This window comes from Nocardia wallacei (assembly GCF_014466955.1).
Lineage (GTDB): Bacteria > Actinomycetota > Actinomycetes > Mycobacteriales > Mycobacteriaceae > Nocardia > Nocardia wallacei.
The window spans coordinates 2,061,637-2,077,555 of sequence record NZ_AP023396.1 but is presented as its reverse complement, the minus strand read 5'-3'; the positions used below and the strand labels follow the sequence as shown (position 1 = coordinate 2,077,555).

The window sequence follows — 15,919 nt, the reverse complement described above, 5'->3', positions numbered from 1 at the left end:
GCGCTCTAGGCGGGCCGTCTTTCCGGCCGGTGCTGTTGTCGTTGCCAAAACAATCCCAATCCCTCTCGGACGCGTTCGACGTCCTCGGCGGTTCCCATGAGTTCGAAGCGATACAGGTACGGCACCCCGGCCTTGCGCGAGATCACCTCTCCCGCATAGCAATACGTATCGCCGAAGTTCGTGTTGCCGGCCGCGATGACGCCGCGCAGCAACGCACGATTGTGCGGATCGTTGAGGAACTTGGCCACCTGACGGGGCACGAATTCCTTGTCGGATCGGTTGCCGCCCAGCACGTGCCGACCGCCCCCGTAGGTGGGGCAGATCAGCACGTAGGGCTCGTCGACGCGAAGCGATTCGGCGGTGTGGAGCGGAATGCGAACGGCCGGGAGGCCCAGCCGCTCGACGAAACGGTGCGTGTTCTCCGACGCGCTCGAGAAGTAGACCAGGTCGGGCACGGCCACTCCCGGAATCAGGCCGCCTGGGTCAGCAGCGACTTGATGCGGTCGGGGCGGAAGCCCGACCAGTGCTCGTCGCCGGCGACGACGACGGGAGCCTGCAGGTAGCCCAGGGCCATCACGTAGTCGCGAGCCTCGGGGTTCTCGGAGATGTCGACGACGGTGTAGTCGATACCCGCCTTGTCGAGAGCGCGGTAGGTGGCATTGCACTGGACACAAGCGGGCTTGGTGTACACGGTGATGGTCATGAGTGTCCCTCTCTCCTTGCCTTGAATCCGTCTGCAGTGCACGACTCACAAAGATCCACGTGGTTACTGCGCAAACCCCTGGAAGCGGGTCCGGAAACCCAGGTCGCAGGTACCACCCCGACACTCGAGCTCGCGTCGTCCTCCAGTGCCGTAGACACTACACCTAGTGGCCGACAGATTCCTACAACACGACATCTTGCGAGTCACAAAGATGGAATTCCCTCGACGCAAGTACCTGCACAGTCGATTCGCAACCCGACATGGCAGTGGTGCAGATCACGATTTCGCGTCGCAGCTCCCTCCCAGCAAACCCATCTCCCCCATTGGCAACAGCCGTCCCATCCGCCTCCTCCGACCCGCCGGACAGCGAAAGGGCCGCCCCGTCCCGCAGGACGAAGCGGCCCTTTCCCGGCGCGTGCGGGGTCAGCCCTGCCGGGCCTTGAACCGCGGCTCCTTCTTGTTGATCACGTACGTCTTGCCGCGACGACGCACGACCTGCGCGCCCGGCTTGTCCTTCAGCGAACGCAGCGAGTTGCGGACCTTCATGCCACCTCCAAAACGAAAATGATTTTCACATTCTATAGGCGGCACGGAACTGTCGTGAACTCAGGCGTCGACCCGTGCCCGCACGGCACCGACCAGGTCGCCGACCGCGGCCGCGAGCTGGGTCAGGGCCTCGGCGTCGTCGCGCGGATGCGCCTCGCCGAACCGCTGACCGATGGTGCCGAAGTGCAGATGAGCGCTCTCCACCACGGCCGCACCGGCCACGTTCAGGGCCTTGACGGTATCGCCGTGCGACCATTTGGCGGCGTTCGCGCTGATCGAGGCGCTGATGACCGCGGAAGGCCTACCCTTGATCGAGCCGTCGCCGAACGGACGGGAGGCCCAGTCGATGGCGTTCTTCAGCGCGGCCGGAATGGTCCCGTTGTATTCGGGGACGAAGAACAGCAATCCGTCGGCCTCGGCCACCGCCTCACGCAACGCGACCGCGGCGGCGGGCACCCGGCCGGGCACGTCGATGTCCTCGTTGTAGAAGGGGATGTCTCCGAGACCCTCGAAGATGGTGACCTCGACACCTTCCGACGCGGTCTGCGCGGCGGCCTCGGCCAGCTGCCGGTTGAACGATGCGGCACGCAGGCTGCCGACCAGCGCGAGTAGACGGGTCTGAGACATGATCACTCCTTGTGCGGTGTTGCGGCGGGTTACGCTTTCACTGCACGATAACCGGACCGCAGTCCGCTTTCATTCCCCGAGCCCGAGGTCCCCGCTGTGAACTACGACACACGAGAGCCTGCCGCCGCGCCCGCAGCGCAGCCCGGCGACGGCCCGGCCGCGCTGCCCATCGAGGCGGTCGCCGCGCCGGTCCCGCCGGACACGCTGCCGGTCGCGGAGGAGCATCCGGAACGCAGCGACGCCGCCCGCAACCGGCAGTTGCTGCTCGACGCCGCCGAACAGCTGGTGCACGAGCACGGCGCCGACGGGGTCACCATGGACGCCGTGGCCCGGCGCGCGGGTGTCGGGAAGGGGACCGTGTTCCGGCGGTTCGGCAATCGGGCCGGGCTGATGCTGGCCCTGCTGGACCAGTCCGAGCGAAAACTCCAGGCAGCGTACATGTTCGGGCCGCCGCCGCTGGGGCCCGGAGCACCGGCGGTGGAGCGGCTGGTGGCCTTCGGGCGGGCCCGGCTGGCGGGGCTCGAGGTCGAGGGCGAGATGCGCCGCGCCGCCGACGATCCGGGCCGGTACTCCACCCCGCCCTACAACGTCATGAAAACCCATGTGGCGCTGCTGCTTCGGCAGGCCGGAACGGACGCGGACATCCCGTTGCTGGCAGACACGCTGCTGGCCGCGCTGGACGCCGGACTCGTCCTGCACCAGACCGGAGTGCTCGGTTACTCCCTGGAGCAGATCGGCGACCACTGGGAGCGGCTGGTCCGCGCGGTCGTCCCGGGGCCTCAGTAGAGTGAGCGGCATGGGCAACCTGCGTGAACGTATCGTCGCCGAACTGGGTGTGCGGCCGGTGATCGAACCGAAGGTGGAGGTGCGCCGCCGTGTCGATTTCCTCAAGGACTATCTGAAGGCCACGCCCGCAAGGGGTTTCGTGCTGGGCATCAGCGGCGGGCAGGATTCGACGCTCACCGGGCGGTTGTGCCAGCTGGCGGCCGAGGAACTGCGGGCGGAGGGCCGGGAGGCCACCTTCGTAGCGGTGCGGCTGCCCTACGGCGTGCAGGCCGACGAGGAGGACGCGCAGATCGCGCTGCGGTTCATCCGGCCGGATCGCTCGATCTCGGTGAACGTCAAGCCGAGCGCCGACGCCGTGGCGGCGGAATCCGCCGCGGGGTTGCGGGAGCTGCTGGGCGGCGAGCCGCAGCTGCGAGACTTCGTGCGCGGCAACATCAAGGCCCGCGAGCGCATGGTGATCCAGTATTCGATCGCCGGACAGCTGAATTTGCTGGTCGCCGGTACCGATCATGCCGCCGAGGCGGTCACCGGCTTCTTCACCAAGTACGGCGACGGCGGCGTGGACGTCACCCCGCTGACCGGACTGACCAAGCGCCAGGGCGCGGCCCTGCTGCAGGAGTTGGGCGCGCCGCCGAGCGCCTGGCAGAAGGTGCCGACCGCCGACCTGGAGGACGACCGGCCCGCCCTGCCCGACGAGGTCGCCCTGGGCTTGAAGTATGCGCAGATCGACGACTATCTGGAGGGCAAGGACGTCACCGCGGAGACGGCCGACCGCATCGAGTCGATCTTCCTCGGCACCCGCCACAAGCGGACGGTTCCCGTCACACCCTTCGATACCTGGTGGCGGGACTGATCTTTCACGACGAGCCCCGCTCGATCTCGGTGAGCCGCCGCCGCAGGAACCGGCGGGCCTGATCGTTGTCCGTCCGCTCGATCGCCAGCCGGTACTGCGCGGCCGCTTCGGCGCGGCGTCCGGCGCGGCGCAGAAGGTCGGCGCGGGTGGCGGCGACCAGGTTCGTATCCGCGAGCCGGGGGTGAGCCGCGATCTCGTCGAGGTCCGCCAAGCCATGCTCGAAGCCGCGGAGGAATCCGACCGCCACGGCGCGATGCACGCGGACCGCGGGCGATTCGGTGTAGCGGAGCAATTCGTCGTACGCGGAGACGATGGCGTGCCAGTCCGTTTCCGCCCAGCTCGGTGCGACCGCGTGCGCTCCGGCGATCCGGGCCTGCGCCAGGTAGGGCCCGCCGCCGCCCGTTTCGGCGGCCGCCACCAGGCAGCTCAGGCCGGTGCGGATGGCCTCCCGATTCCAGCGGGCGCGGTCCTGTTCCTCCAGCGGCACCAGGCTGCCGTCCGGCGCGCGGCGCTGGGCCCGGCGGCTGTCCTGCAGCAGCATGAGGGCGAGCAGGGCACGGGCCTCGGGCTCGGCGGGCAGCAGGCCGCACACCAGCCGCCCCAGCCGAATCGCCTCGTCGCACAGCTCGTCCCGCACCGCCGCCGACCCCGACGTCGCGAAGTAACCCTCGCTGAACACCAGGTAGACGCACGCCAGCACGCTCGGCATCCGTTCGGGCAGCAGGTCGGCCGGAGGCACCCGCAGCGGGATCGCGGCCTGACGGATCTTCGCCTTCGCGCGGCTCAGGCGCTGGGCCACGGTGTGCTCGGATTGCAGGAAGGCGCGGGCGATCTCCGCCGTGCGCAGGCCGCACACCAGGCGCAGGGTCAGCGCGACCCGCGATTCCGGCGACAGGGCGGGGTGGCAGCAGGTGAAGATCATCCGCAACTGGTCGTCCGGGATCGGGGACATCTCCGGTTCCTCCCACGGCGCGGCACTCAGCAGGGCGACGTGTTCCTTTGCCGCCCGGGCGGATTCACGGCGCAAGCGGTCCAGGGCGCGCTTGCGGGCCGCGGTGGTGATCCAGGCGCCCGGGTTCGCCGGTGCGCCGGACGCGGGCCAGCTGCGTAACGCATCGGCGAACGCCTCCTGCACCGCGTCCTCCGCCAGGCCGATGTCACCGACCAGGCGGGCGACGGTGGCGAGGGCGTGGCCGAACTCGGCGCGGTAGACGACGTCGATGCGATCGGCCGAACCCATCGCGATCAGCCGTCGAGGTCGACGATCCGGCGCACCTCGGTTCGTCCGGCCGGGCCCAGCGGAATGTGCGCCGCGTATTCGACCGCCCGGGCTTCATCGGGCGCGGCCAGGATGTAGAGCCCGTCGACCACCTCCGCGCCTTCGGCGAACGGGCCGTCGCTGAGCAGCAGTTCACCCGCGCGCACCCGCACGGTGGTGGCGGTGGACGGCGGCTGCAACGCTCCCCCACCGCGAATGGCCGTGCCCACCCGCTCGGCGAACCGCTGGTGCTCCACGAGCGCCGCCTCCCACGCGGGCGTGCCGGGCGCGATCACCGTCTCGGCCGGTTCCCACAGCAACGCCAGCCAGCTGTCGGACCCGAGCTTTTCCGGCGCGTTCCACTGCGCCATCGGCCGCACCTCGATCCGGCCCTGTTCCGCTGCGGGCAGTTGCCGGACCAGCTCGACCACGTCGTCCAGGTTCGGGCAGTCGAAGACGTAGAAGCCCCCGACCACCTCGGCCTGCTCGGCGAACGGCCCGTCGGACACCACCGCCGCGCCGCGCACCCCCGTACCGTCCGCCGGATACAACGCGGCCCCACCCGCGATCACCGCCCGCGCCTTCTCCTCGAACTCCGCATACCGCCCGACCTCGGCATCGAACTCGGCCGTGCCCGGCTCCGGCCCGCCATCCACCGGCCCCGCCATCAACGCCAGATAATGCATGTCCGCCATCCTTCCTCGCCGCGGAGGAGCCCGATACCCCTCTCACCAAGACGACGAACAACCCCCGCATTCCTCTACACACGCGGGAGGAAACTTTCGCCCCGCGTCACCCGCGGCGGACAACGCCGATAGTCAGTCGGCGTATCGCGGCAGGCAACCGGTGTCCAGGGCGATGCCGAAGGGGTCCGGAAGATCTCGGATTTGAAATCACTTCGACCGCGAGTTCCGCGTCCGCCGGATCGGCCAGCCAGTTGTCGTCGTCATTCCAGCTCTCGGATAGCACGACCAGATCGGGGGTGCAGTAGTCGTCCTCATCGTCCGGCATCGAGATCGAGGAGACCTCGTAGGGAGCGAGGCCCTCGGGCATCCGAGGCTCGAGTTGCTGCCGCAACCGCCGGACGGTGCCGACGTGCTTTCCGCGCGGCGGTGGTGACATCACGAGAGTCCCGCGCAGAATCTCGGCACGCAGCCCCGTGGCACGCTCGATTTCCTCGGCGACCGCGCGCAGGTTACCGGGGCGCGGGTGCAGCGCGGGAACTGTCACCGACCACTCCGAATCCCTTGTCGAAAGGACCCAACCAACATAGTTCGCGTCCTCGGGGTGACCGGGAAGTTCACGCCGGACCGGTCAGCCGCCCGCGAACGGGGGAAGGACGTCGACCTGGGAAGCCAGCGGGGTGGTTTCGTCGCGGGTCAGTTCGTCGCCGATGAGATAGGCGCAGACCTTCAGCATGGGGTCGAGGGTGGGGCCGTAGGTGGTGGTGAGGGCGCGGCGCAGGTCGGCGACGGTGGCCTCGGGTGGGAGGTCGAGTCGCTCGCTGCTCTTGCCGACCGCGTCGGCGATGGCGGCGAAATAGCGGACCTCAACCACCGATGGCTCCCATCGTCCGTTCCGGCGGCACGAAGCCCTCGGCGTCGATGCCGTGCCCGGCCCATTTGTTCCACATCGCGCCGCGCCACAGGTCGGCGATCTCGTCGTCGCCGGCGCCCGCGCGCAGCAGCGCACGCACATCGTATTCCTGGTCGCTGAACAGGCAGGAGCGGATCCGGCCGTCGGCGGTCAGCCGGGTGCGGTCGCAGTCGGAGCAGAAGGTGCGCGTCACCGAGGCGATGATGCCGACCCGGGCCGGGCCGCCGTCCACCAGCCAATTCTCGGCCGGGGCGGCGGGATCGGGGCGACCCGCCTCGGTCAGGGTGAACCGGGTGCCCAGCGCGTCGAGGAGTTCGGCGGCGGTGATCATGTTGGCGCGCGCCCACTCGTGGTCGGCGTCCAGCGGCATCTCCTCGATGAACCGCAGCTCGCAACCCTCGTCCAGGCACCATTGCAGCAGATCGGCTGCGCCGGAAAGCGTTTCGCGCATCAGCACCGCATTCACCTTGACCGGGGCCAGGCCCTCGCGCTGGGCGGCGCGGATTCCGGCGAGGACCGAACCGAGCCGATCGCGGCGGGTGAGGCGGGTGAATCCGGTGCGGTCGACGGTGTCCAGCGAGACGTTGACGCGGTGCAGCCCGGCCCGCGCGAGCGCGGCGGCGCGGTGTTCGAGGCCGACACCGTTGGTGGTCATGGCGAGTGGGATCTCGGGGACGGCCGCGTGGCAGCCCGCGACGATGCGTTCGAGATCGCGGCGCATGAGTGGCTCACCGCCGGTGAAGCGGACCTCCCGCACTCCGAGTTCGCGCACCGACAGCGCGACCAGCCGCACGATCTCCTCCGCCGACAGCAACTCCTCGACCGGGATCGCGGGCAGGCCCTCCTCCGGCATGCAGTAGGTGCAGCGCAGCGAGCACTTCTCGGTGATGGAGACGCGCAGGTCACGCGCCACCCGCCCGAATTTGTCCACCAGCAACGGGGTGTCGGGCCGTCCCTCCCGCGCGGGACGCCCGCTCCGCACGGCGGGAATCCCCATGAGAACGACGGTCACGCGACCATTATGGCTGCCGTATCCGTCTCACGCCCGTACGGTCACCCGTGGTGAGCTTTCCGAACCCGGGTCTGCCCAGGTCCGCGCTGGACGATCGCGGAACCCGGCGCGGTGGCCGTCGAAGCCCTTTCGGAGGAACGTACGAACGGGCGGCCGAACCGGTCCCGACTAGGCTTGCGGCTGTGACCGAGCGAATCAGCACCAAGGTGGCCGCGTGACTGCCCGGCCCGCCACCACCTCGGCCCGGTCCGTCGAGGAGCACCGCGACCGCGTGGAGCAGTTGCTGCGCCCGCTCGCGGCCCGCGACGTCGAGGACGCGGGCACGGCCGAGGCGCTCGGGCGGCGGCTCGCCGAGGAGGTGCGGGCGCCGGTGGACCTGCCGGTGTTCCGCAATTCCGGGATGGACGGCTACGCGGTCCGCGCCGAGTCGGTGGCGGTGACGCCCGTGACGCTGCCGCTGGCCGGGATCGTCGCGGCCGGCCAGCCGGGCCAGGCCCCACTGCCCCCGGGTGCGGCGATGAAGGTCATGACGGGAGCGCCGATCCCGCCCGGCGCGGACTGCGTGGTGCCGGTGGAGGACACCCGCGCCGGTGACGGCACGGTGACGATCGAACGTGGCCGCAAGACAGGCGATTTCGTGCGAGAGCCCGGCACCGACGTGCACGCCGGGGATCTGCTCGTGCCTGCCGGGACGCTGCTGGCGCCGCGGCACATCGCGGCGCTGGCGGCGGTCGGGCTGGCGACGCTGCCGGTGTTCCGGCGGGTCGCCGCCGCGGTACTGACCACGGGCGACGAGTTGATGCCCGCGGGAAAACCGTTGCGGCCCGGGCAGATCTACAACTCCAACGGCATCGCGCTGGGCGCGGCGCTGGCCGCCAACGGCGTCGAGGTGGTGTCGATCGAGCACAGTACCGACGATCCCGGCGAATTCCGCCGCAAGCTGGGTGCGGCGACCCGGGCGGCGGATGTCGTGTTCACCTCGGGTGGGGTGTCCAAGGGCGATTTCGAGGTCGTCAAGGACGTATTGGCCGGTATCGGCGGCGAATTCGGCTCGGTAGCGATGCAGCCCGGTGGGCCGCAAGGACTCTCGGTGGTGGAGGGTGTGCCGGTGCTGAGTTTTCCCGGCAATCCGGTGAGCACCATGGTGTCGTTCGAGGTGTTCGCCCGGCCCATTCTGCGTGAGCTGTCCGGTCTGCCACCCGTACCGAAACATGATGTGCCGCTGCGTGATTCGGTGCGGTCCCCGGCGGGGCGGCGGCAGTTCCTGCGCGGCCGGCTCGAGCCCGGCGGGGTGGCGCCGACCTCGGGGCCCGGATCTCATCTCATCGCGGCGATGGCGCAGGCCGATGTGCTGATCGAAATTCCCGCCGAGGTCACCGAGCTGGCGGCGGGTTCGACCGTGAAAGTCTGGGAGCTATGAGCGAGCAGTCATCGCCCGATTCCGCGCTGTCGCATGTCGATTCCGAAGGTCGCGCGCGGATGGTCGACGTGAGCGCCAAGCGCGACACCGCCCGCACCGCGGTCGCGGCGGGCGAGTTGCGCACCACGGCCGAGGTGGTGCGACTGGTGCGGGCCGACGACATGCCGAAGGCCGACGTACTGGCGACCGCGCGCATCGCCGGTATCGGGGGCGCGAAGAAGACCTCCGAGCTGATCCCGCTGTGTCATCAGCTGGCGCTGTCATCCGTGGACGTGCACTTCGGCTTCACCGCCGACGCCATCACCATCGAGGCGACCGCGAAGACCAAGGGCCCCACCGGAGTCGAGATGGAAGCGCTCACCGCCGTCGCCGTCGCCGGGCTGACCCTGCACGACATGGTGAAGGCCGTCGACCCGGCAGCGGTACTCACCGGCGTGCGGCTGCTGACCAAAGACGGCGGCAAGCACGGCCATTGGGAACGGGCGGACCACGCAGCACGCCCCGGACCTCCGGACCGGGCCGCCGCGGCATCCGTCCATGGCGCGAAATCCGGCTCGTCCCCAACGTTTCCGTCGCCGTTCTCGGAGTCCGGGTCCGGCAGTCACGATCCACAGCGCGTGAGTGGCGGCACCTCCATCGAGGGCACGCGGACGGCGGTGGTTGTGGTGGCCTCGACCGGGGTGGCGGGCGGGACGCGCGTCGACAAGACCGGGCCGGTGCTGGTGGAATGGCTTGCGGGCAAAGGGTTCTCGGTGCGCGGGCCGCTGGTGTACGCGGATGCCGAGATCGCGGCCGGGCTGGCGGACGCGCTGTCCGGCGAGCCGGGCCTGGTGATCACGACGGGCGGCACCGGCGCCTCCCCCACCGACGCGACGCCCGAAGCGACCCTGGCCGTGCTGGACCGGCAACTGCCCGGGGTGGCCGAGGCGGTCCGGCTGGCGGGCACCGCGACCTTCCCGCTGGCCGCGCTGAGTCGCGGCGTCGCGGGGCTCGCGGGGCGGTCGGTGATCGTGAATCTGCCCGGCTCCCCCGGCGGCGTACGCGACGGCATCGGCGTTCTGGAACCGCTGCTGGATCATCTGCTGGCCCAGGTGGCCGGAGGAGGCAGTCATGAGTGACGAGGTTCGGCTCACCGCGATCAGCGACCGGCCACTGGACCCGGCCGAGGTGGAGCGGGCGGTGATCGGTCCCGAACACGGCGCGGTCGTCGTGTTCACCGGCATGGTGCGCAATCATGATGGCGGCCAGGCGGTTTCGGCCCTGGAGTACTCCGCGCACCCGCAGGCCGAGACCTTCCTGCGCCGGGTCTGCGCCGATGTCGCGGCCACGGCGGGCCTGCCGGTCGCGGCGGTCCACCGGGTCGGATCGCTCACCATCGGCGATCTCGCCATCGCCGTCGCGGTGGCCGCCCCGCACCGCGCCGAGGCCTTCGCCACCTGCGCCGAATTGGTGGACCGGATCAAGCACGAGGTGCCCATCTGGAAACGCCAGTTGTTCGCCGACGGCATGTCCGAGTGGGTCGACGCCTGCGGCTGAATGTGAAAGTGCTTGTCCGGAATCCGCGCTCACCGTAATGATCAACGGATGACGCAGCCGGACGCAGCCCTGACCCTCACCCCGCGGACCAACTGGGTGTTCGGCTACGCCCAAGCCGTCGCGCGCGAACGCGGCCACGACTACATCGGCCCGGAGCATCTCCAGCTGGCCATTCTCGACAATCCGGACGCGGTACCGGTGCATGTGCTCGGCAGCCTCGGCGGCGAGCCCCGCGAGATCGCCGAGACGTTGCGCTCGGCGATGCGGTCCGATGCCTATGAGCCCGCGGCCAACCGGAACCGGATCGTCGGCGCGGCCGGCGATCTGGCCCGGCGCTTCGGCCACGACTACATCGGCGTCGAACATCTGCAGCTGGCACTGCTGCGCAACCGCGAGTGCCTGGCGATCCGCGAGCTGGCCGGGGCGGGCGTGTGCCTGGACGAATTCGAGGCGGCGCTCACCGAGCAGATGCGCTCCTAGGTCACTGTGATACCGGCCCGTCGCCGGGCACGCGGCCGGCGGCAATGGTCCACTGTGGGAAACCACCGCACGACACAGGAGTGACCATGACCGATCTGACCGGCAGGATCGTGCTGGGGCCCCATCAGTACGGTAAGGCCGAGAACCGCGTGGTACGCATCTACCGCGACACCGCCCGGCACGAGATTCGCGACCTCAACGTGTCCTCGTGCCTGCGCGGCGCGTTCGAGCCCGCGCACACCGCGGGCGATCAGGGCACGGTGCTGCCCACCGACTCGCAGAAGCAGACCATCTACGCGTACGCGAAAACCCATGGAGCGGGCAGCATCGAGGACTACGGGCTGGCGCTCGCACGGCATTTCGTCGACGACATCGAGCCCGTCGAGTCGGCGCGCCTCGAGATCGAGGAGTACGCCTGGGAGCGCGCGCACGCCGACGGCCGCCCCCACGACCACACCTGGACACGTCGCGGCCCGGAGGTGCGTACTGCGGCGATCACCGTGCAGGGCAAGGGATCCCGGCGACGCGAATGGGTGATCGGCGGCATCAAGGATCTGGTGCTGCTGAAGTCGACGGGGTCGGAGTTCGCGGGCTTCCACACCGACGAGTTCACCGTGCTGGAGCCGACGCACGACCGGATGATGGCCACCAGCCTGGTGGCACGGTGGCGATTCGCCGCGCCACCAGCGGATTGGGACGCCGCCTACGCGGGAATCAAGGCCGTGCTCATCGAGCGGTTCGCACTACTGCAGTCGAAAGCGTTGCAGCAGACGCTGTTCGACATGGGCAGCGCGGCACTGCGGGCATATCCGTGCCTGGCCGAGATCCGGCTGTCGGCGCCGAACAGACACCACTTCTCCTACGACCTCGAACGATTCGGCATCGACAACTCCAACGAGGTCTTCCACGCCGCCGACCGCCCCTACGGCCTCATCCAGGCAACCGCCCAGCGCGATGACGCCCCCGACGCGGGGAGCGCCTGGGATGGCTTCACCGGGGCGATGTGACAGGAGCGCGGCCACGCCGCCGATCGCTGTCGCGGCGCATGGGCGGACGCTACTCGGGATCGTCCGGCAAGCCGAAAGCGGTAGCGGCCCAGGCGTTCTCGATGTCTTCGGGGTCGCTGGGGTCGGCGGCGTCGAGGTCGCGGGAGACGTAGCGCCAGACCGGGAGCATCGCTTGGTTGTCGAGGGGTTCGGGGGCGGCGTGGACCGTGTCGTGCAGGCGGGCGGTGGCCGTGGCGGTGTCCATGCCGGAACCTATCAATACCAAGTGGGTTTCGCGGGTTTCGCCGCGTTCCCAGGGCGCGGGTTCGAAGACCACGTGGCGGCCGACGACGTGCAGCACGAACTTGCGTCGTTCGTCTCGGACACCGAATGCGGTGCAGCCCTTGGCGCGGAACAGGCCCGGGGGCGGGTCCTCGAGAAAGTCGACCAGGCGGCGCGGGTCGAGATCTGTTGTACTGGTGAAGGATACGCTGTCGTAGTCGTCGTGCAGGTGGTGGTGGCCGGGGACGTCGTGGTCGTGGTCCTCGGCCAGTAGTTCGTCGAAGCTGAGCTGCTCGGCCACCGGTGCCGTCCCGGAGCGCGGCGGGTCGAACAGCAATCGCGGGTCGATGCGGCCGCGAGTGGTCGCGTACACGGGCACCGCGCCCACCAGTTCGGTGATCTCCTGCCGCAGCCTGGTCAGCCGCTCGACGGGTACTCGATCGGCCTTGTTCAGCACCACCAGATCGGCCAGCCGCAGGTGCGTCGCCAGTTCGGGGTGGCGGTCGCGGCTGGCGTCGAAATGCTCGGCGTCGACCACCTCGACCAGGCCGCCGTAGCGGATGCGCGGATTGTCGCTGCCGACCACCATGCGAATCAGGTTGCGGGGTTCGGCCAGTCCACTCGCCTCCACCACGATCACGTCGATGCGATTGCGCGGCTCCGCCAGTCGCGCGAACAGGCCGTCGAGTTCGGTGACATCGACCGCGCAGCAGACACATCCGTTGCCGAGCGACACCATGGCGTCGACCTGCCCCGCCACCAGCATGGCGTCGATATTGACGGCCCCGAAGTCGTTGACCACCACACCGATCCGCGCCTCGCGCTGCCGCAGCAGATGATTGAGCAGCGTCGTCTTCCCGGCCCCCAGATACCCCGCCACGACCAGCACCGGAATGCGCCGATCCGCCATACCCAGCTCGTCCTCCGCACGCATCCCGGCAATATTAGCCGTGCCCGACGAGCGTGTGCCGCCCCGCCACGGTTGTCCGTCGACCACATTCCGTGGCCCCTGACCCGGACCGGGACGGCATACTGATGCCGTGTCCGGTGCGGAAGAGTTCGATCTCGTCATGGCGGTCGTCCGCGCCGACGCCGCCGAAGTACGCCGTGCCCACGAAGCCGGTGTCGACCTGACGAGCGTCACAGTGCCGGGAGACTCGCTGCTCGGCTGGGCGGCTGAGTGGGGCCGGACCGAGATTCTCACCTACCTGCTGGCCCAAGGCATCGAAGTGCCGCCGAACGCCCTGTCCAAGGCCGCGCACAAGGACCATGCCGAGGCCGTGCGGCTACTACTCGACCACGGCATGCATCCGGACCTGCCCGCCGACTGGCCGCCACTGTGCGCGGCGGCGGACCGTGGTTCTCTCGCGTGCGTCCGCGTTCTTCTGCAAGCCGGAGCACGGACCGATGGACGGACGGGTCCGCAGGCGGGCCGCTGGTCCGGGAAGACCCCCGCGGAGCTGGCCATGATGCGGCCGTCGGACGACACAGCGGAGATACTCCGGCTTCTCGCCCAGTAGATCGGCGGACCGCTTCCAGAGAGCCGGCCGCTGGGAAGGCCCGATCTCGGCGATGATCGCGATGCCGCACGCATGGTGGCGCCGCGCCACGCGAGGTTCGGCGGACAACCGGGTGACCGCTCGCGGACCCGGAACACGAAGGCACCGCGCGCCCCGCCGAATCGGACGGGGCGCGCGGTGAACGCTTCGCTCGGTTGTGCTCGGATCAGCGCGCGGCGGGACCGCTGTGCGTGCCCGGGATGCTTTTCGCCCCCGGAGAACCCTGTGCGCCGGAGCTTTCCGAGCTGCCCGGGCCGAGCAGGGTGGCGGCCAGGGTGTAGGCCAGGTTGATCAATTCGGAGTTGACCGCGGCGTCGTCCATTCCCAGCGACTTCGCCAGGGGGAGGAGGAGTTGCATCGCGGTGGTGACGAGCGAGCTGGCGGCCGAGTCCGAGGTGGTGGACGGGTCGGAGCCCGGCGCGGTGCCCGGAGCGGATGGTGGCGCTGTCGCGGAATTACCGGGAGCGGTCGCCCGCGGCGCGCCTGGGGCGTACGCATCGGGGGAGGTGTACGCGTTCGGCGTGGTGTACGCGTTGGGCGAACCCGGTCCCGGCGCCTGGGCGTTGCCGTCCGGTGTGCCCGGGGTATAACTGCCAGGCACGTGCTGCGCGTTCGCATTCGGCGGCGCGGCACCGGATGCCGACTCACCACTTCCCTGCGCAGCCGCTCCCGGCGCGACCTGACCCGCCCCCGGATCAGCCGACGCTGACGCCGCACTCCGCCCTGACCGATCCGCTCCCGGCCCGGTCTGCGCGGACACTCCCGGAGTCTCGGCCCCCGCCGCGCTCTGTCCCGTTCCCGGAGCGGCGTGCGCGGACGAACCCGAGGCCCCACCACCCGGCGCAGTCTGCTCCGCTCCCGGCACAGCCTGCGCCGACGCACCCGACGCCGAAACACCCGGCGCAGTCTGCTCCGTTCCCGGCACAGCCTGCGCCGACGCACCCGACGCCGAAACACCCGGCGCAGTCTGCTCGGCTCCCGGCACGGCCTGTGCCGACGCACCCGGAGCCACACCACCCGGCGCGATCTGATCCGCTCCCGGCCCGGTCTGCGCGGACGCATCCGGCGCTGTCTGCTCCGTTCCCGGGACGGACTGTGCGGACGCATCCGGGCGGGCCTGGCCCGCTCCCGGCGCGGAGTGCGCGGAGGCGCCCGGAGGCGTTGCGCCGGAGCTGGTTTGGTCCGCTCCCGGTGTGGACGCGTCCGGTGCGGACCGGGCGGATCCGTCGGGCGCGGATTGGGCTGCCCCGGGCGCGGCGGTCGAGGAGCGGCCGGGCGCAGTGCCCTGCCCCGCATCGGCGGGGCCATCGTTCGTGAGCGGATTCTCTTGTCCCGGTGGAGTATTCGCCGACGCACGCCCGTCCGCGGAACCGGAGGGCAGCGGCGGCGCACCGAATCCGAGCAGGTAGCCGGTCAGGCCGGTGGCAATGGCGACGGCGTGTTCGAGTTGCCCTTCGCGGGACTCGAGTTCGGCGGCGTCCTCCGCGTTGGCGCCGTTGCCCATCTCCAGGAACACGTCCGGGACGCGGGTCAGCGCGGGCCCGGCGATATCGGCGCGGGTCTGCAGACCGTCTACCGCGCCGCCGTAGGTCGCCGCGGGGAAGCCGGCTTGCAGGTAGGCGTCGCGCACGACCTTGGTCGCGGCCAGCCCGGCGCCCGACTGCACCTGGTTGGCCGTGGGGTCCGGGATCGGCAGTTGCGGCACGATCAGATGGAAGCCGCGTTCGGAGGCGGGCGCGCCGTCGGCGTGGATGCTGATCGCGACATCCGCTCCGGAGTCGTTCGCCGCGGCGGCGCGCTCGTCGATGCAGCTGCCCCACCCGGTGTCGTCCTGGCGGCTGAGCACCACGCGGGCGCCCATCGCCTCCAGCGACTGCTTCACCAACTGCGACACATTCCAGGTGATGGTGTGCTCGGGCACGCCGTTCACCGTGGTCATGCCCGTCGTCTGGCATTCCTTGGTGCCGCCGCGGCCGTCTCCGACCGGACGGCTGATGTCCTGGTTGTGGTCGGAGCCCTGGTGACCCGGGTCGAGGAACACCGTTTTGCCGGCGAGCTTGCTCGACATGTCCGGATCCGCGGGGGCGGCGACTGCGACCGCCGGGAGCATCCCGGCGGATGGAGCGAGGGCCGCGGCCGTGACGGCGAGGCAGAGACCGGCCTTGACGATGCTTGGCTTCATGTGCGGACGGCGCACCCAGTAGCGGGTCGCCCCTCCCTTCCCACTAGTAACACCAAACCCAGTGGTTCACTCTGGCAACAGAGGTCCCGTCAC

General features: G+C 70.2%; 19 protein-coding genes. 8 read left to right on the top strand and 11 right to left on the bottom strand.

The window, feature by feature from the left end; genetic code table 11:
* Positions 1–5: 5 nt before the first annotated feature.
* From nrdI to NWFMUON74_RS09360, 4 genes are all read right to left on the bottom strand, one after another.
* Entirely contained in the window at positions 6–455 is a 450-nt protein-coding gene (nrdI, locus tag NWFMUON74_RS09375) for a class Ib ribonucleoside-diphosphate reductase assembly flavoprotein NrdI (RefSeq protein WP_187687439.1), read from the bottom strand.
* 14 nt (positions 456–469) lie between these two features.
* A complete protein-coding gene (locus NWFMUON74_RS09370; RefSeq protein WP_187687438.1) occupies positions 470–703 on the bottom strand; it encodes a redoxin NrdH in 234 nt (77 codons plus the stop codon).
* Between the two features lie 423 nt (positions 704–1,126).
* Entirely contained in the window at positions 1,127–1,249 is a 123-nt protein-coding gene (gene ykgO / locus NWFMUON74_RS09365; RefSeq protein ID WP_036504093.1) for a type B 50S ribosomal protein L36, read from the bottom strand.
* Positions 1,250–1,309: 60 nt separating this feature from the next.
* Positions 1,310–1,876, bottom strand: a complete 567-nt coding sequence (locus tag NWFMUON74_RS09360; protein WP_187687437.1) for an NAD(P)H-dependent oxidoreductase — start codon at positions 1,874–1,876, stop codon at positions 1,310–1,312.
* A gap of 168 nt (positions 1,877–2,044) precedes the next feature.
* Here NWFMUON74_RS09360 and NWFMUON74_RS09355 point away from each other — a divergent pair, with 168 nt between their 5' ends.
* Positions 2,045–2,662, top strand: coding sequence for a TetR/AcrR family transcriptional regulator (locus NWFMUON74_RS09355; protein ID WP_187689037.1), 618 nt, complete (start codon positions 2,045–2,047; stop codon positions 2,660–2,662).
* A gap of 10 nt (positions 2,663–2,672) precedes the next feature.
* Positions 2,673–3,515 (top strand): ammonia-dependent NAD(+) synthetase, encoded by an 843-nt coding sequence (gene nadE, locus NWFMUON74_RS09350; RefSeq protein ID WP_187687436.1) that lies wholly within the window; start codon positions 2,673–2,675, stop codon positions 3,513–3,515.
* 4 nt (positions 3,516–3,519) lie between these two features.
* On the opposite strand, the gene NWFMUON74_RS09345 is transcribed toward nadE, so the two are convergent.
* The 5 genes from NWFMUON74_RS09345 to moaA form a co-directional block, all read right to left on the bottom strand.
* Positions 3,520–4,755, bottom strand: a complete 1,236-nt coding sequence (locus tag NWFMUON74_RS09345; protein ID WP_187687435.1) for an RNA polymerase sigma factor — start codon at positions 4,753–4,755, stop codon at positions 3,520–3,522.
* A gap of 5 nt (positions 4,756–4,760) precedes the next feature.
* On the bottom strand, positions 4,761–5,468 hold the full coding sequence (locus tag NWFMUON74_RS09340) for a YciI family protein (protein WP_342212950.1): 708 nt from the start codon (positions 5,466–5,468) through the stop codon (positions 4,761–4,763).
* Positions 5,469–5,565: 97 nt separating this feature from the next.
* Positions 5,566–6,003, bottom strand: coding sequence for a Uma2 family endonuclease (locus NWFMUON74_RS09335; RefSeq protein ID WP_187687434.1), 438 nt, complete (start codon positions 6,001–6,003; stop codon positions 5,566–5,568).
* Positions 6,004–6,087: 84 nt separating this feature from the next.
* Positions 6,088–6,330: a MoaD/ThiS family protein gene (locus NWFMUON74_RS09330; protein ID WP_187687433.1), complete on the bottom strand. Its 243-nt coding sequence runs from the start codon at positions 6,328–6,330 to the stop codon at positions 6,088–6,090.
* A complete protein-coding gene (gene moaA / locus NWFMUON74_RS09325; RefSeq protein WP_187687432.1) occupies positions 6,323–7,381 on the bottom strand; it encodes a GTP 3',8-cyclase MoaA in 1,059 nt (352 codons plus the stop codon). Before moaA ends, NWFMUON74_RS09330 begins: the two co-directional genes overlap by 8 nt.
* 214 nt (positions 7,382–7,595) lie before the next feature.
* On the opposite strand from moaA, the gene NWFMUON74_RS09320 reads away from it, so the two are divergent.
* The 5 genes from NWFMUON74_RS09320 (at position 7,596) to pucL (ending at position 11,824) form a co-directional block, all read left to right on the top strand.
* Positions 7,596–8,801: a molybdopterin molybdotransferase MoeA gene (locus NWFMUON74_RS09320; RefSeq protein WP_187687431.1), complete on the top strand. Its 1,206-nt coding sequence runs from the start codon at positions 7,596–7,598 to the stop codon at positions 8,799–8,801.
* Positions 8,798–9,919 carry a bifunctional molybdenum cofactor biosynthesis protein MoaC/MoaB gene (gene moaCB / locus NWFMUON74_RS09315; protein WP_187687430.1) on the top strand — a complete coding sequence of 374 codons (1,122 nt, stop codon included), beginning with the start codon at positions 8,798–8,800 and terminating at the stop codon, positions 9,917–9,919. Before NWFMUON74_RS09320 ends, moaCB begins: the two co-directional genes overlap by 4 nt.
* On the top strand, positions 9,912–10,337 hold the full coding sequence (locus tag NWFMUON74_RS09310) for a molybdenum cofactor biosynthesis protein MoaE (protein WP_187687429.1): 426 nt from the start codon (positions 9,912–9,914) through the stop codon (positions 10,335–10,337). Before moaCB ends, NWFMUON74_RS09310 begins: the two co-directional genes overlap by 8 nt.
* A 48-nt stretch (positions 10,338–10,385) precedes the next feature.
* Entirely contained in the window at positions 10,386–10,817 is a 432-nt protein-coding gene (locus tag NWFMUON74_RS09305) for a Clp protease N-terminal domain-containing protein (protein WP_187687428.1), read from the top strand.
* 86 nt (positions 10,818–10,903) lie between these two features.
* Positions 10,904–11,824, top strand: coding sequence for a factor-independent urate hydroxylase (gene pucL / locus NWFMUON74_RS09300; RefSeq protein WP_187687427.1), 921 nt, complete (start codon positions 10,904–10,906; stop codon positions 11,822–11,824).
* A gap of 49 nt (positions 11,825–11,873) precedes the next feature.
* Here the strand turns inward: pucL and NWFMUON74_RS09295 are convergent, their stop codons facing one another.
* On the bottom strand, positions 11,874–12,995 hold the full coding sequence (locus NWFMUON74_RS09295) for a CobW family GTP-binding protein (RefSeq protein WP_187689035.1): 1,122 nt from the start codon (positions 12,993–12,995) through the stop codon (positions 11,874–11,876).
* 130 nt (positions 12,996–13,125) lie between these two features.
* Between NWFMUON74_RS09295 and NWFMUON74_RS09290 the strand changes: the two genes are divergently transcribed.
* The gene (locus NWFMUON74_RS09290) at positions 13,126–13,605 is read left to right on the top strand and encodes an ankyrin repeat domain-containing protein (RefSeq protein ID WP_187687426.1); all 480 of its coding nucleotides are present in this window, start codon (positions 13,126–13,128) and stop codon (positions 13,603–13,605) included.
* Positions 13,606–13,810: 205 nt separating this feature from the next.
* Here NWFMUON74_RS09290 and NWFMUON74_RS36710 read toward each other — a convergent pair whose 3' ends face one another.
* Positions 13,811–15,826: an N-acetylmuramoyl-L-alanine amidase gene (locus NWFMUON74_RS36710; RefSeq protein ID WP_187687425.1), complete on the bottom strand. Its 2,016-nt coding sequence runs from the start codon at positions 15,824–15,826 to the stop codon at positions 13,811–13,813.
* Positions 15,827–15,919: the final 93 nt, after the last annotated feature.